The organism is Hahella sp. NS-SX17 (assembly GCF_057367735.1).
In genome coordinates this window covers 2,242,579-2,258,258 of record NZ_CM170632.1, presented here as the reverse complement: position 1 = coordinate 2,258,258, position 15,680 = coordinate 2,242,579, and the positions used below count along the sequence as shown (strand labels likewise).

General features: G+C 53.0%; 12 protein-coding genes. 7 read left to right on the top strand and 5 right to left on the bottom strand.

Annotated features, from left to right (window positions below; translation table 11 throughout):
* Positions 1–217: 217 nt before the first annotated feature.
* From AC2IBB_RS10255 to mep72, 5 genes are all read left to right on the top strand, one after another.
* On the top strand, positions 218–1,414 hold the full coding sequence (locus AC2IBB_RS10255) for an acetylornithine/succinylornithine family transaminase (protein WP_486332767.1): 1,197 nt from the start codon (positions 218–220) through the stop codon (positions 1,412–1,414).
* A gap of 90 nt (positions 1,415–1,504) precedes the next feature.
* The gene (gene argF, locus AC2IBB_RS10250) at positions 1,505–2,419 is read left to right on the top strand and encodes an ornithine carbamoyltransferase (protein ID WP_486332766.1); all 915 of its coding nucleotides are present in this window, start codon (positions 1,505–1,507) and stop codon (positions 2,417–2,419) included.
* Between the two features lies 1 nt (position 2,420).
* Positions 2,421–3,473 (top strand): ABC transporter ATP-binding protein, encoded by a 1,053-nt coding sequence (locus tag AC2IBB_RS10245; RefSeq protein ID WP_486332765.1) that lies wholly within the window; start codon positions 2,421–2,423, stop codon positions 3,471–3,473.
* A gap of 554 nt (positions 3,474–4,027) precedes the next feature.
* Positions 4,028–4,783 carry a biofilm-associated metzincin protease inhibitor BamI gene (gene bamI / locus AC2IBB_RS10240; protein ID WP_486332764.1) on the top strand — a complete coding sequence of 252 codons (756 nt, stop codon included), beginning with the start codon at positions 4,028–4,030 and terminating at the stop codon, positions 4,781–4,783.
* 26 nt (positions 4,784–4,809) lie between these two features.
* Positions 4,810–6,654, top strand: coding sequence for a biofilm-associated metzincin protease Mep72 (gene mep72, locus AC2IBB_RS10235; RefSeq protein WP_486332763.1), 1,845 nt, complete (start codon positions 4,810–4,812; stop codon positions 6,652–6,654).
* 46 nt (positions 6,655–6,700) lie between these two features.
* Here mep72 and AC2IBB_RS10230 read toward each other — a convergent pair whose 3' ends face one another.
* The gene (locus AC2IBB_RS10230; protein WP_486332762.1) at positions 6,701–8,269 is read right to left on the bottom strand and encodes an ATP-binding protein; all 1,569 of its coding nucleotides are present in this window, start codon (positions 8,267–8,269) and stop codon (positions 6,701–6,703) included.
* Positions 8,270–8,287: 18 nt separating this feature from the next.
* Positions 8,288–9,025: a response regulator gene (locus AC2IBB_RS10225; RefSeq protein ID WP_127972786.1), complete on the bottom strand. Its 738-nt coding sequence runs from the start codon at positions 9,023–9,025 to the stop codon at positions 8,288–8,290.
* Positions 9,026–9,320: 295 nt separating this feature from the next.
* On the opposite strand from AC2IBB_RS10225, the gene AC2IBB_RS10220 reads away from it, so the two are divergent.
* Both AC2IBB_RS10220 and AC2IBB_RS10215 read left to right on the top strand, forming a co-directional pair.
* A complete protein-coding gene (locus AC2IBB_RS10220; RefSeq protein WP_486332761.1) occupies positions 9,321–10,094 on the top strand; it encodes a GNAT family N-acetyltransferase in 774 nt (257 codons plus the stop codon).
* Between the two features lie 32 nt (positions 10,095–10,126).
* On the top strand, positions 10,127–10,921 hold the full coding sequence (locus AC2IBB_RS10215; RefSeq protein WP_486332760.1) for a lysophospholipid acyltransferase family protein: 795 nt from the start codon (positions 10,127–10,129) through the stop codon (positions 10,919–10,921).
* On the opposite strand, the gene AC2IBB_RS10210 is transcribed toward AC2IBB_RS10215, so the two are convergent.
* From AC2IBB_RS10210 to AC2IBB_RS10200, 3 genes are all read right to left on the bottom strand, one after another.
* Positions 10,901–11,359: an FKBP-type peptidyl-prolyl cis-trans isomerase gene (locus AC2IBB_RS10210; RefSeq protein ID WP_486332759.1), complete on the bottom strand. Its 459-nt coding sequence runs from the start codon at positions 11,357–11,359 to the stop codon at positions 10,901–10,903. The two genes, AC2IBB_RS10215 and AC2IBB_RS10210, sit on opposite strands and share 21 nt — an antisense overlap.
* 66 nt (positions 11,360–11,425) lie before the next feature.
* Complete coding sequence (locus AC2IBB_RS10205; RefSeq protein ID WP_486332758.1) at positions 11,426–13,597, bottom strand: acetyl-CoA hydrolase/transferase C-terminal domain-containing protein; 2,172 nt, start codon at positions 13,595–13,597, stop codon at positions 11,426–11,428.
* A 299-nt stretch (positions 13,598–13,896) separates the two neighbouring features.
* Entirely contained in the window at positions 13,897–15,438 is a 1,542-nt protein-coding gene (locus AC2IBB_RS10200) for a methyl-accepting chemotaxis protein (protein WP_486332757.1), read from the bottom strand.
* Positions 15,439–15,680 lie beyond the last annotated feature (242 nt).

Below are 15,680 nucleotides of genomic sequence, written 5' to 3'. Positions count from 1 at the left end.
GGAAGTATACGCGAAAAAAATCGCTTATTCAGGGACAATTAATCGCTTCAAAACCAAGAAATTTAAGCCAGGCCAGGGGTCCCTGACCTTCGTTGCCATATGTAACGATTATCTATACTATAGCTGTTGGAACAGGCAGCCGGGGCTGCCTTTTTGCGTTATATAGGGTTTTCAACCATATATAGAGTTTAAGGTTGTATATAAGAGGACAAAGAAAATGGCCGGTCCAACCCTGATGAATACTTATGGCAGACTGCCCATCTCCTTTACGCACGGAGAAGGTTGCTGGTTATACGACAACCAAGGCAACCGCTATTTTGACTCAGTGACCGGAATCGCCGTATGTGGACTGGGCCACGCACACCCCGCCGTTTCTGAGGCGGTATGCAATCAATCCAAGAAGCTTCTGCACTGCTCCAATCTTTACCAAGTTCCTCTACAACAACAGCTGGGCGATTTGTTATGTCAGGTCGCTGGCATGGACAGTGTTTTCTTTTGCAACTCCGGCGCTGAGGCCAACGAAGCCGCGATCAAGCTGGCTCGCCTTCACGGCAAAAAGAAAGGCGTCGAGTCGCCTTCAATCATTGTCATGGAGCACTCTTTCCACGGTCGCACCCTCGCCACATTGAGCGCTACAGGCAACCGCAAGGTCCAGGCCGGGTTTGAACCGTTAGTGTCAGGATTTGTTCGCGCCCCCTACAACGACATGAAAACACTGGAGAACATCGCCCGCGCCAACAACAATGTCGTCGCAGTATTGATGGAGCCTATCCAGGGTGAAGGTGGCGTGAACATCGCTCCAGTAGAATACCTTCACGCGGTGAGAAAGCTGTGTGACGCCAAAGGCTGGCTGCTTATGCTGGATGAAGTACAGACCGGGAATGGCCGCACCGGCGCCTATTTCGCTTACCAGGACTACGGTATCGCCCCAGACGTGGTGACTACCGCCAAGGGCCTGGGCAATGGCGTCCCTATCGGCGCATGCCTGGCCAAAGGCGGCGCCTCCGAAGTGTTTCACCCTGGCTCCCATGGCTCTACTTTTGGCGGGAATCCGTTAGCCTGCGCAGCGGCGATGGCGGTTATCAAGACGATTCAAAGCAATAATCTGACAGAAAGAGCGCGCACTCTCGGCGAACAGATCCTGAGTAAACTGAAGCAAGAGTTCAGCGGCGCAGACTATATCAAGGATATTCGCGGCAAAGGTCTGATAATCGGAATAGAAATGACAGAACCCTGCCCCGAATTGGTTCCACTGGCGCAGACCGTGGGCCTGCTGATCAATGTCACCTCAGACCGCGTCATTCGCTTACTGCCCGCACTGACCATGACGGATGTAGAAGCCGAACACCTGGTGACGACACTAGTGCGCCTGATCAAGCTGTACGCTGCGGATGATCGAAAAAAACCAAGGTAGGTTTAACCGTACAATCTGAAAGACAGCGACAGCTGTCTTTCTCTCCTTCTATATTTGTCTTTAACCTACTGAAATGACGAGTAACGCACCATGAGCATCAGACATTTTCTGACATTGTGTGACTTTTCCCCGGCGGAACTGGAGTATGTAATAGAGCGCGCTATCCAGCTAAAAGCCAAACATAAAAGCAGACAAGCCTGCACCCCAATGCAAGGCCAGGTTCTAGGGATGATTTTTGAAAAGTCGTCCACCCGCACCCGGGTCTCATTCGAAGCCGGGGCGGCGCAACTGGGCGGTTCAGCCATATTCCTTTCTCCTCGCGACACGCAACTGGGTCGCGGCGAACCGGTAGAAGACAGTGCGCGAGTTCTATCGCGCATGGTGGACATCATCATGGTCCGCACATTCGAGCACAGCAAACTTGAACTTTTCGCTAAATACTCCTCAGCCCCAGTTATCAATGCGCTGACTGACGACTACCACCCATGCCAGCTACTCGCCGACATTCAAACTTACGTAGAGCATAGAGGCTCTATTCGAGGCAAGAAGGTCGCCTGGATTGGCGACGGTAACAACATGTGCAATTCATACATCAATGCAGCGCGTCAATTCGGGTTTGAACTGACTGTCGCCTGCCCCGAGGGTTATGAGCCCATGCAATCCCTGGTGGAGCAAAATTCTGACCGGGTGAAAATATTCCGCACCCCATCTGACGCCGTCGCAGGCGCTCATTTGGTCGTTACTGATGTATGGGCCTCCATGGGGCAGGAACAAGAACAGGCTGAGCGCGAACAGGCCTTCGCAACATTTCAGGTTTCACCTGAATTAATGAACAAAGCCGCGCCCGACGCACTGTTCATGCATTGCCTGCCTGCACACAGAGGCGAAGAAATCAGTACAGATATGCTGGACGACCAGCGTTCTGTCGTCTGGGATGAAGCCGAAAATCGTTTGCACGCCCAAAAGGCTCTCATGGAGTTCCTGCTATACGGCAAGCAGGCGTAAGATGATAGCGAACGCGCCTCTGCTGGAGGCAAAAGATCTCAGCTGCGGCTATGCCGATCAGGCAGTCATTTCTCACCTGTCTTTTCAACTGAATAAAGGTGAAATTGCAAGCTTGCTGGGCCCCAGCGGCTGCGGCAAGACCACGGTTCTGCGAGTATTGGCGGGGTTTCAGCCTGTGTTTGCAGGAGAAGTGAGAGTAAACGGCGCGCCTGTTTCGACGCCATCAGCCACCCTGCCGACAGAAAAGCGCCATGTCGGCATGGTGTTTCAGGACTACGCACTGTTTCCCCATTTAAGCGTAGCGGCGAACATCAAGTTTGGTCTACACAATCGAGGCACGGCGGAAACGGAAGCAAAGCTTAAAGATATGCTGGAGCTGACGGGAATGGCGGCCTACGCCAACGCATACCCTCATCAGCTGTCTGGAGGCCAGCAACAACGTGTCGCATTAGCCCGAGCACTTGCGCCCGATCCAGTACTATTGTTAATGGATGAACCTTTCTCCAATCTGGATGCGGAATTGCGTTCTCGCTTAAGCGTAGATGTCAGGGAAATACTAAAGAAGCGAGACATCACCGCCATTCTGGTGACTCACGACCAGAATGAAGCCTTTGCAATGGCCGACCACGTGGGAATTCTTCATGGCGGCGGCTTACAGCAGTGGGACACGCCTTACAACCTTTACCACGAACCGGCCAATCGCTTCGTCGCCAACTTTATCGGCCGAGGCGCACTGTTACCCGGCATATTGACGACACACGATAGCGTTGAAACAGAACTCGGCGTTATTCGTGGCAACAGAGCCTATCCCTGGAACCCTCAACAAGCCGTCGAGGTTTTGATTCGTCCAGATGACCTGGTGTTCGACGCCACCTCCCCTCAAAAAGCCAAGATTATCGACAAGATATTCGCCGGCTCCTCAACGCTCTACCGGCTCCTGCTAAGCTCCGGGCGCAAACTGGAAGCCCTGACGCCCAGCCACCAAGACTTTCCAATTGACGCGGAAGTCGCTATACGCCTCAAGGCGGAACACCTAATCGCATTTAAAAAATAAAAGCGGTATTCAGCTCTGAAGTCTGAAGTCTGAAGTCTGAAGTCTGAAGTCTGAAGTCTGAAGTCTGAAGTCTGAAGTCTGAAGTCTGAAGTCTGAAGTCTGAAGTCTGAAGTCTGAAGTCTGAAGTCTGAAGTCTGAAAGGCGGGCAAAAAAAAGGGGGCCAAATATAGCCCCTCAATGAAACAAGGAAAGTTCGATAGAACTACAACCTCAAAGAGTCATCCCTTACGAGTTAAATTATGAATTTCTCTCGCCTTCGTGTCTGTTAGAGAAGTGTCGCCTTATGTAACAAATGGTAAGCAAAAAGGCCTAACTCTTTCTTTTCCAATCACCTAAACCAGTCAACCTCTCAACTCAATGTTTTTATCCCTCTCAAAATCCTGACCAAGCAGACAGATATAGATAAGCCAAAAGTCCAATACCCATTTGCACGATTGAGGCGTAAGCGGCATTTGGCTAAATTCTCGAACCGCCCGGTAAGATCGCTCGTTTATGGATGAATGTGAGCGGAATGTTAATTGTTCGATTCCAAACACAGTCAGAAAGGAACGCAAATGAAGAAGCCACTGATCCTGGGCGCAGCCGGTCTGGTCGCCTTGGCGTCGGTCGTGGGAATACTTCGCTATTCCGATGGCCCCAAGCCAAGCCCCGACACGCCAGCCGCTTCCAACGAAGCACAACCTGGAGGCGCGGCCCCTGCTAACGCCGCATTTAGCTCTCCGGCGCCGCTTGACGCCCAATCTCAGACCACAGCGCCTCCGCAGTCCTCCGGCCCCGCTATGCAGGCTGATATGGACTTTTCCGCTGATGGCCCTCCACCAGAACCAGTAAATGATGAGTTGGACGCTAACGACTCCAACGAGGTCATGTCCATGTGGAGTGCGCCTGGTGAAGCTGAGGACATAGTTGTGAACGGCATCCCCGCCAAAAGGATGCATGCAAATATGGAAGCGCTGGACAAACTGCGCGTAGGAAGGCAGTTGGAGCTGCCAATTCCACAAAGAAATGAATCGCTGCTTGCGGAAATCACTTCCACTCACAATCAGCTCGATACGATAGAAGTCTGGAAAGGCCCGCTGGTAGGCGGCGCTCCAACAGACAACGTCATTATCACCCGCGGAGAGATGGACACTCACGTAGTTATCGCCACCCGCACCGGCACTTATTCCGCTGTCATCAATAACGACACAGGACAGGTCACCATCACCGACGAAGGCGAAATAAACAGCCGAATCACCCCCACTGACGACGGCGTACCTATTCCACCACTGGATCTGCCCACGCCGGAGCAGCCTCAAAGCAATTCATAAAATATAAATTAAAAAGGAAAACTATAATGAATTTTAGTAAAGCCGCCGCCCTCATGTTCGCCGCCAGTGTCGGAGCTGGCTCTGCCCACGCGACGAACACCGTAGACGTTCTGGTTCTGTACATTGACCAAGCCACACAAACCTCCAATGGCCGCGACATTGACGCACGTATTGCGTCCTATATCGAGTACAGCAATCAAGCGTTCACAAACAGTAATGTCGATATGCGTCTGCGCCTGGTCGGCGCGGAAAAACTTAATTCAAACTACGTATATGTAAACAGCTCCAACCTGGACGCCTTCAGCCGCAACAACACCGTTGCGTCACTGCGTCAGAAATATGGGGCGGACCTGGTAACCCTGATTAACCTGCGCGAGCCTATGAATGGCGGATATGTGTGCGGTATCGGTTACGTTCCACCCGGAAACGCAAGCTCAGGCCAACTATACAGCAACGCCGCTTCAGCAGGCTTCAGCCTGGTTGGCGTAGACTGCGGGTACAGCACATTCACTCACGAGCTCGGTCATAACATGAGCCTCGGCCACTCCTATGTGCAAAACTCGCAAGGCGGCATCTGGCCGTGGGCCCGTGGACACGGTGTATACGGCTCATTCAGCACTATCATGGCCTATCCACATGCCTATAACACTCGCAACCAACTGCAAATGATGTCCAACCCGGACCTCAGTAAGTGCGAAGGTCAGGCTTGCGGCGTTAGCGCCGGACAAAGCAACGGCGCCGACGCAGCACAAAACCTGCGTAAGATTGGCGACCAGATCGCAGCCTTCTTTCCCACCAAAATCGACGACGGTGGAGATGGCGACGATAACGGCGGGGATGACAATGGTGGAGATGACGGCGGCGATAACGGAGATAACGGCGACGACACCACTGTATGCAGCAAACCAGAGTTGAACGACAACCTGGTGGAAGACGGCGACTTCAATGAGCTGTCCAGCTGGACCAGCTACAGCAACTCCGGCGATCTGGGACAGGTTTACATCAAGAAAGACTGCGGCCGTGACTACCTTCTGGAAATTTCCAACCGCTCAGCGTACTACTCGGGCGCTTACCAGAAGCTGACCGGTAAGTTGAAAGCCGGCGTAGAATACAAGCTAACCGCAAAACTTGGTCTGGGCGAAAACGGTAGCCGTGAAAATATGCGCGTCGTCTTCAAAGTTTCTGACGACAGCGGCACGCATTATCAGTATCTGTCTCGCGCATCTTTCACCAGCAGCGAAATGTCCAAGTATGAGCGCACCTTCACCCTGGACGCCAAAGGAACCATACGCGACGTAGGTATGCTGATTTACGGCGCCAGCGCCGGCGTAGATATGCTGGTTGATGAAGTAAAAATCGTTCCTCTCAACCGTGACGGTGACGATGGCGACGATAACGGCGGCGACACCAGCGAGCCAGGCGGCAAAGAAATCATCAATGAGGGCTTTGAGAATGGCGCTCGCGGTTGGAGCAGCTACTTCGGCGCCAGATTGTATCTGACCGATACAGCCGCTTCTGGTAAGTACAGCCTGCTCAGCAGCAGCCGCTACCGTTGGTACTCCGGCCCCGGATTCAACGCTCACGGCCTGTTGGAAGCCGGTAAGTCCTACCAGGTCAGCGCTGACGTCTACCTGACCAGCAACCGCCGCTCATCTGACAAAGCTGAGCTGTGGGTCTACTATGTAGACAACTCCGGCGGCCACTGGAAGAAACTGGGCGGCCAGGATATCGCCACTTCACAATGGCAGAACATCAGCGGCGAGATGAACCTGTCTCCGAATGGAACTATCTCCCAGCTGCGTTTACATGTGATTGGGGCTCAGCCTTCGACCAGCATGTACATCGACAACCTGAAAGTGATCAGCAAGTAAGGAACTCGACGCAACCTGAAAAAGCGCAGCGTTGGCTGCGCTTTTTTTATGCCCCTTGCTTACGGGGCCAAACGAGACTGAACTTGGCGCCGCCAAGATTCTCACTGCGGCCGACGAAGGCTTGGCCGCCATGCCAATATAGGATTCGCCGCACAATGGAGAGACCCAGCCCATAACCACCAGAGCTGCGAGTGCGGCTATCATCGAGTCTGGCGAATGCAGTGAACACACGCTCCCAATCCGACTCCGGGATGCCCGGACCATCGTCTTCAACATCAATCCGACAGGTTTCCTGGCCGAAATTACAGTGCACAACTACTTTGGATTTGGCATAGCGGGTCGCGTTACCCACCAGGTTCTGCACCGAGCGGTGGATGTAGCGAGGCTCCACCTCAGAAACTTTCCAACGGTCCGACCCACGCACAAAGTCAGCGCTGATCTCCAGGTTTGGCTTAACGGAGCTTTGCTCTCCCACCACCTGATTGACGATATCCTTAACATTCGCTTCCTGGAAATCCAGGATAGGCCCGCCCTGCTCCAAGCGAGCATAAGTCAGGATTTCGTCTATTAACTCATTTAGCTCCTGGATATCTGAGTCGATTCCCAACAACTGCTTATGTAGAAACTGGTCTTCCGTGCTGTCTTCAATCATTTGCACGCCAAAACGGATACGCGCGACAGGCGTACGCAATTCATGAGAAACCGCATGAATCATTTCTCGCTGCACCGCCACCAATCGCTGAATATGCTCAGCCATACGGTTGAAAACCGTTCCCAGGCGGCCAACAGCGTCAAACCGGTTGTCATCCACCCGCGCATCCAGCTCCCCCCGCGCAATTCGACTGGCGACGGTTTCCAGCTTGCGCAGACGACGCTCCAGTTTTTCAAGCAGCAGATAAAGCGTGGCGCCGATACACACCAGCCCGGCCACGATAAGTGTCGTCAACACTGGCCAGGCCCAGGGGTTGAAAGTCGGCACCGGATCAATTTGCAAGATGAACTGCTTATCAAAAGAAACCGCCAGCGCATCGCCTTTGCGCCCTTGCGACGGTAATGAGGTCCATCCTTCTTTCAGAAAGCGTCCCTGAATATTAGCGGGCCACTCCGCGATCACGCTAAGGGGAGCAAGGCTTGCTGACAGGTTAAAGGCCCTCCCCAACTCCAAAAGCGTGTCTTCGCGAGACTCCTTTGCTACAGCGCGAGTTTGCAACGAAATCAGTCGCGCCGCCCATAGGGCGCTTTCCAGTGGCAGGTCTGCGAAATAGGCGCCCAGCATTTTATCCGGCCCCGCCTGAGCGAAGGCGTGAATACCGGCATTATTGGAAAGCACCAGGGTTTGACCATAAGCCAGACGCTCACGCTCCAGCCGACTGAACTCAAACTCTTCTGGAGCAAGTATGTCGAATGTCAGGTCAGCGGTAGTAATGGACTTGAGGAATTCCAGCCGCTCTTCGGGCTGTTCAATAACCCAATTAAAAAGAGGCGCTACGCGTTGCTCACGGTATTGCAAATAGCGTACAGCGTTGATGGAGTGAAACAGGCCCAGTGCTATAACTGCATATACAAGCAACGATAACGCTACGCCGCTATATACGCGCAGAAAAACGTTATTCACAGTGAGCCCTGTTCCCGGTTAGGCTTCTTTAACGAAGAGGTATCCTTTGCTGCGCACCGTCTTGATTCGTCTGGGATGTACCGGATCGTCGCCGATCTTGGGTCGGATGCGGGAAACTCTGACGTCTATGGAGCGATCCTGCCCATCATATTCAATACCGCGCAGTGCGGTGAAAATCTCTTCCCTGCTGAGCACTCTGCCGGCGCTGCTGGCCAGCAACCACAATAAATCGAATTCCGCGCTGGTCAGATCAATGCTTTGGTCTTCCAACCAGGCTTCCCGCATAGAGCGGTCTATCACCAGGTTGTTGAACACCAGACGCACCGGGCCATCTCCAGACTGCTCTGCGACCGGCGACTCGGCGGCGGCTTCGCCCTGCTCCTTCACCCTGCGCAGCAACGCGCGAATTCTCGCCAGTAATACCCGCGGGCGCACTGGCTTGCACATATAATCATCCGCGCCCATCTCCAGGCCCAACACCTGGTCCAGGTCGTCCGTGCGCGCTGTCAGCATCAGAATGGGGCCGTTATAACTTGGTCTTACTTTGCGGCAAATGGAAAGGCCGTCTTCGCCAGGCAACATCAAGTCCAATACGACCAGATCGGGCTGCTCATTCTGAATGCGCTCAACAGCCTTACTGCCATTGGGCTCAACGGAAACCATCAAGCCATTCGATTCAAGATACTCTTTGGTAAGATCGGCCAAACGTTCATCATCTTCAACGATCAATATGCGCCAAGCTTCATTAGTATCCACGGTGTCCGTATCTCTCACATTATAGATTTTGAGTCCCGTCCCTGCCCCTGTCGCCATCCGTTCCTGAATGGCCCCCAATAAAATTTAGAATTATTCGTGACTTATAGAAAAAATAGCACTTTTATCCACATAAGTATAACCAGTCTTACAAAAATTACCCCTTTCTCAGTCAAGTGACTTGGCAAGTACACCAACGCTTACTTAAAAACAATTGTCATAAACCAGTAACTGCAACGTCACCCCCCTGTCACCTAATCGCCATAGTATCCGCCAAAACACTATAAAGAGAATTACTATGCACACATCAGGTCAGCGAGTCGTCTTAGCCAAGGCGGAATCAAAGAAAGCGGAGCTCTTCGTTCGCGTGGCGCAGCGTAGTGAAGAGGTGATCATGGCGCAGCAACTGCGCTACCGAATATTTACGGAAGAGTTCGGCGCCAATCTCCATAGCCCGGTCCCAGGGCTGGACTGCGATAGCTTCGATCCTTTTTGCGACCACCTGCTGGTGAAAGACAACATCAGCGGACAAGTCGTCGCCACCACACGCTTGCTTGCCGATGACAAAGCCAGACTGGCGGGCAGTTTCTACTCTGAAAGCGAGTTTGATCTCAGCGCTATTTGCCAGCTGCCGGGACGCAAACTGGAAATCGGTCGCACCTGCGTGCACCCGGCTTTCCGTAACGGCGCGACTCTGGCGTTGTTATGGTCCGGCATCGCCAAGTACGTCATTGACAATGAGTTCGACTATTTACTGGGATGCGGCTCCATCAGTGTGATCGAAGGCACAGCCGAAGCCTGGTCTATCACTCGCCAATTACAAGAGCGCTGCCTCACTGCGGAAAACGCCAGAGTCATTCCCAAGCGGACATTACCGCAACCCGCTGGACCCGTTCCGAATAAATCGGCAGTGCCCCCTTTGATCCGCGCCTACATGCGCCTGGGCGCCCAGATTGGCGGCGATCCATGCTGGGACCCTGACTTCCAGTGCGCGGATTTGTTTATCCTGCTGCACATTGACGCGCTGGCGGCGCGCTATGCGAAGCATTTCATGAAAGAACCACAAGCCTGATCACTGCGCCTGACGCCCGGAGGAAGGACGCCATGAATTCAGTTCGCCTGTTCCTGAGAGCCTCGATTCTGATCCCCTACCTCATGTGGGGCGCGGTGCTCGCCGCGATTGTGGCGGTTATAGACGCCATCAAGCCCGGCAGGCTGCAGCGCGCGCCAATCGCTCGCTTCTGGCTGGCGGGTTTATGTCGGGTGCTGAACCTGCGTATTCACGCTTCCGGTGAACTCCATGACGGGCCGGTGATGGTGATCAGTAACCATATTTCCTGGCTGGATATTCCGGTCCTCGGCGCTATCAAGCCATTACACTTTCTGTCTAAAGCGGAGGTCAGAAGCTGGCCTTTCATTGGCTGGCTGGCGGCGCAGGCTGGCACCCTATTCATTACCCGGGGCGGCGGCAAAGCGCGGCAAGTGATGACGGAGCTGGAGTCCAGCATGCGTGACGGAGCCACCACCCTGATTTTCCCAGAAGGCACGACGACAGATGGCCAGCGGGTTAAAAAATTCCATGGCCGTCTATTGAATGCCGCCATTCGGGCGCAAGTTCCGATACAGCCCATTACCCTGCATTACAGGCGGGACAATGTGCCGGATGCTTACGCGCCCTTTATAGGTGACGACGAATTTGTGTCGCATTTGGTAAGACTGATGAAAGCCACGCCGACAGATGTCTACGTGGCGATTCACCCAGTCATGGAAGTCGCGATGGATACGCCTGCGGAAAGCGTCGCCAGGACGGCTCAACAACAGGTGGAGAAATCGTTGCAGCAAATGTACTGGAGCAACGATCCCAAACCGGTCTGGGCGTTAGCCGACGGCATAGCCTGATTTAATTTCGTCATCGGTCGCTTCCCGCACCGATCTGACGTGAACTTCGAAGTATAGGGTTAACCCCGCCAGAGGATGGTTGGCGTCCACAAGCACTTTTTCTCCGTGGATGCTGACCACCTTGATTACTTTGCGCTCAGCTCCAGACTCAGTTTGAAACAGCATGCCCGGCTTTAACTCATCAACCCCTTCAAACTGGTTAGCCGGAACCATTTGCATCAGCTCCTCCTTCAAATGCCCATAGGCCAGTTCCGGAGGAATCGTCAGCGATACCTCATCACCAGCAACGTGCTCCGCCAGCCCCTGCTCAAAACCAGGAGTCACCTGTCCCGCCCCCTGCATGAACACAAGAGGCTCGCCGCCGAATGAGGTATCCACCACTTCTCCCTCAGCGTTTTTCAACTTGTAGTCCACGGTAAAAACTTTCGGTCGCATCATTCCGCTCCGCAAAAAGGCGGGATTCTATCACGAAGCGTCCCGCCAGTTTTACGTCAAAGGCTCTGTTCAGCCCCCCATTTCTGCAATCAGCAGCTTTTGCTCCATGCGTTCCCTCATTTCCTGGGGCTGATCCAGTTTCATACGCTGGAGAATCGGCGCCAGCTCCAAGGGAATCTCCCTTACATGCAGTGCGCGCCAGAGCGCCTGCGCCAAGCCCAACTTTGTTGAGGTTTTCGCCTTCAGGGCTTTCAACGCCTTTCCTATCTTCAACTCTTCCTCGGTAAACTCACACCCAAACGGGAAAGCGGGAAACAAGCCCTTGGCGCTGTACTTTTGATGTAATGCGCGGAGTTTTTCCGGCGTATTGCTGCGATAGGCCTCCGGCAGAATGTAGTCCGCCGGCACTTTACCCGCACGCTTCGCCTGCTGTAGCAACTCGTCCTGAAAGCGTGAATCCGCAACTTTGATCAGCTCGATATACACGTCTTTATCCGGCTTGCCGCGCACGTCGGCGATGCCATATTCGGTTACGAAGATATCCCGTAAATGGCGGGGAATCGTGATATGTCCGTAATTGAAAATAATATTGGAGAGGCTGCGGCCTCCTGAATTGCGAGTGGACTTAAGCTTGATAATGGACCGCGCCTGAGGAATTTCATGGGCCATTGCGACAAAATTGTACTGCCCCCCTACACCACTGACCACCTTGCCATTACAGAGCCCGTCCGAGATCACGGCGCCGTTCAAAGTCACCATCATAGCGGAGTTGATGAACCGGGACTCAGCGCGCTGCGCTACTTTCAATGCCTGGACGCCGAACTTGTGGTCGTACAAGTGATTGATGAAGTTGACGCTGGTCATACAAAACTTTTGATGCTCGTCGTCACTAAGCCCATGCAGCATGTCGTAGAATCGCTGCGGCCCAAGGAAAAAGCCGCCATGCATCACAACGCCGCCTTTCAGTCTGCCCCCAAGACAGGCCGCCGCGATTTTATTGCGTGAATCCTGAGAGTTTAAATCCGGTTCTATTGGCCCACCCTCACACACCAGGGCGCCGCCTTTGAACTCCATCTGGGGTTTAAAAATACCGTATTTAATCAAGTACTGAACATCTCGGGCTCGCAGTTTAGCGTGAATGACATCCGCCTCGATTAATGCATCCAGTATTCGCAGATCCACCTTGGTGGATATGGCTCCTTTGTTGAGTAACTTTTGCAGAATCAGATCATCAAAGACCTCACGGGTGAGAATGCCGGCCTTATAGAGGTACATGAAACCGTCCACCATCATCTCGCTGCAACCATAGAGACCATCGAATAGGGGGTCATCGCCGCCAATGGCGTCTACAACGGGGAACTTGTCGCGCAAGTCCAGGTCCCGCATCAGATCCCGATATACCTGATTCTGCTCTCGACGCAGAATAGTGCTGTAGACCAGCGCGCTCCCCAAAGAGCCAATACCCACTTGTAATGTGCCGCCATCACGAACCAGCGTACTGGCGTGAAAACCAATAAAGTGATCGGCGGGAGAGATGGCCATGTTGGGCGTCGCGAACAGGGGGTGATCAAAGTCCCGACTGTCCACGACAAAGTCGATACGATCCGGTTCCACTATGGCGTGATTGTGCATAAATGGAAGGCGTCGATTGATCATGCCGACAATCGCGATTGGCGTCCCTTGCGCAGCAAGCTCATGCAACATGGGCTCCAGATCGATAGAAAGATCAGGGTTGCAGCTGAAGCTATAGCAGGGTTTGCCATCGATTTCGCGATAGGCCAACATTTGCAACACTACGTTAACGCCGTTAGCGATCAGGTCTCTGGCGGCGTGGGTGTAATTGCTGCTCATGTAGTTCTGCTGCTGCCGGGCGTTGTTCAGATAGCTGCCGGCTTTGAAAAAAAACTCCGCCACTTCCACATTAGGGGGCAAGCTGTTGTTACGCAGGTCGAGTACGTAGTCCAGGTCAGGTACACCAGCGAACTGTCGCTCGACGAAAGGCTCCAGAAAGTTGCTCTCCAGCTTACTGCGGCCAACCGGCTTTTCTAAAGACAAAGCAGTGACGATCTTTAAACTGAGGTTTGCGTCGTCCTTGGCTCTTTGATATATCGCATTCACCAGAGGAACCGGCTTGCCCAGTCCAAGGGGCAGGCCGAGTACGATTTTATTCCCCACTCTTTCTATAATAGCGTCGACGCAATCGGACAACTTCCTAAAGGCCCGTGGACGGTCTTGACTCATAATCTCTGGTTCCTTTTGTTATTTTTCGCCAACCACAGTTGAAGGCATGCGCCCCGACCAAATCTGCGGTCAGCCGTCTTAGACTTGACGTTGAAGACTGTTGCACTGGAACCGCTACATGACGTCAGGAATCGCCGCCGTGACTTGCGCGCCCAGTATGTGAATGAACACTAGAAAATGACTTGACTGCCGTCAATAGAGAATCAAACCGACCATAGGATAAATCTTAGCGCACAAAAAAAGCGGCGCCCTTGCGCCGCTTAGCGTAGCGATATCGCATCCTTGCGCGGTTATGAACGTTAAATCTTGAATTGTCGCACCAGATCACGCAGACGTTTAGCATCCGCAGAGGATTTCTGGTTCGCTTCCACTGTTTCGCCCGCCCGGTTGACGGAGTCCTCCGCCACTCTGGCGATGTTGACCACATTCTCATTAATTTCCGAGACCACCAGGCTTTGCTCGTGGGCGGCCTCTGCTATAAAGGTGCTCATCTCGGTGATCTTATCGACAGCTCCCGCGATGATTTCAATTGATTTACCCGCCTCCTGAACCTGGGTTACGCCATGTTGCGCCTGGTCTTTCACCAGTCCCATACCGGCTTTGACCTCCTCTGTGGAGTGTTGCAGTCGCGCAATGATCTGCTGAATCTCATCGGTGGACTCATGCGTCCGCTGCGCGAGAGTTCGCACTTCATCCGCCACAACAGCAAAACCGCGCCCCTGTTCACCGGCGCGAGCGGCTTCTATGGCGGCGTTCAACGCCAGCAAATTAGTTTGTTCAGATACGCTTTTAATAACGTCCAAGACCGTGCCGATATTCTGGCCTTCCACCGCCAGCTTCTCCGTCACATCTGTCGCGTGATCAACTTCTTTAGCCAGACTTTGAATCACAGTAATGGCCTGTTGCACGACTTTTTCACCCTGTTGCGCTGTTTCATCAGCTTTCTGAGTGGCTTCAGAGGCCTGCGCCGCACTCTTTGCAACGCCATCGATAGCGGATGACATTTCCGTGCTTGCGGTAGCCACCATATCTATTTGCTGTTGCTGGTTACTCATTTCCCTGGAAATTTCCTCTACCTTGTCGCTCGACTCGGTAAAGCTGTGCAACAGTTGGTCCGAGGTCTCCACCACCTGCCCGATAATGCCCTGTAACTTTTCTATAAATATGTTGAACTGCTCACCCAGGGCGGCGAACTCATCTTTACGTTTGAATTTCAAACGCTGCGTCAAATCTCCGTCGCCCTGCGCGATATCACTGATGGCGTGGGTGACGTTGCTCAAAGGCGTCAGCACCGTGGTTTTCAGCAACAGAATCATGACCGCCGCCAAAATCGCGTCGAGCACGATTATCTGCACCACCGTTTTCATAAAGACCCGGTCCAAAGCGACTTTAACCGGCGTCTGGTCGATATAAAGTTCCACCCTGCCGACTTTGTTCTCTGCGCCGCTTTCCACGTAAATCAGGTCACGGGTCAGCACCATATCCTGACTCAAGTCAGGCAGGTCCGCCCCCTCTTCAACTTTCTGGATTTCTCCTTCGCCACTTTCCTTATATTGGGCGGCTAACCTGTTTTCTTCGTTACTGACGACGATGCCGGCAACAATAGCATCCTGCATTTCCGATTCGATATTACGGTTCAGGAACTCCGTTTCGTAGTTCCATATCGGCGCAGGCAGACTCAGCGACAAACGTCCCAAGATGTTATTTGCGCTTCTCTCCAGCCGCGCCTGCACTTCGCTTTTCGTCGTCGAGTAATCGAAGTATCCGAAACCGATCAACATAAGCGTCGCTAGACTTAGAAACAGCAACGGCAAACGGACACTGATACTTGATAAATTCATCACACAGCCTCAAACCGGATCACATGACAGAAATTTGGGCGTGCGGGAACATTTTCGGTGTTATTCCAGGCAATCATGGGTAACGACCTGATATATGTTGGGAAAGTTTTCCGCACGTACTTAATGATTAAGTCTATACCATGCTGTGTAATTCGCCATTTTAGGCAGGACAATCAGTACGCTGGCGAAGGAAAAAATTGTAAAACGTTAAGAGACGGGCACTGGCGGTGGAAGTATGTGCT

Bases quoted from the DNA above. Each gene is read 5' to 3' on its own strand.
- bamI (WP_486332764.1), top strand. From the start codon at position 4,028: ATGAAGAAGCCACTGATCCTGGGCGCAGCCGGTCTGGTCGCCTTGGCG.
- AC2IBB_RS10255 (WP_486332767.1), top strand. From the start codon at position 218: ATGGCCGGTCCAACCCTGATGAATACTTATGGCAGACTGCCCATCTCC.
- AC2IBB_RS10215 (WP_486332760.1), top strand. From the start codon at position 10,127: ATGAATTCAGTTCGCCTGTTCCTGAGAGCCTCGATTCTGATCCCCTAC.
- AC2IBB_RS10245 (WP_486332765.1), top strand. From the start codon at position 2,421: ATGATAGCGAACGCGCCTCTGCTGGAGGCAAAAGATCTCAGCTGCGGC.
- mep72 (WP_486332763.1), top strand. From the start codon at position 4,810: ATGAATTTTAGTAAAGCCGCCGCCCTCATGTTCGCCGCCAGTGTCGGA.
- AC2IBB_RS10205 (WP_486332758.1), bottom strand. From the start codon at position 13,597: ATGAGTCAAGACCGTCCACGGGCCTTTAGGAAGTTGTCCGATTGCGTC.
- AC2IBB_RS10210 (WP_486332759.1), bottom strand. From the start codon at position 11,359: ATGATGCGACCGAAAGTTTTTACCGTGGACTACAAGTTGAAAAACGCT.
- AC2IBB_RS10200 (WP_486332757.1), bottom strand. From the start codon at position 15,438: ATGAATTTATCAAGTATCAGTGTCCGTTTGCCGTTGCTGTTTCTAAGT.
- argF (WP_486332766.1), top strand. From the start codon at position 1,505: ATGAGCATCAGACATTTTCTGACATTGTGTGACTTTTCCCCGGCGGAA.
- AC2IBB_RS10220 (WP_486332761.1), top strand. From the start codon at position 9,321: ATGCACACATCAGGTCAGCGAGTCGTCTTAGCCAAGGCGGAATCAAAG.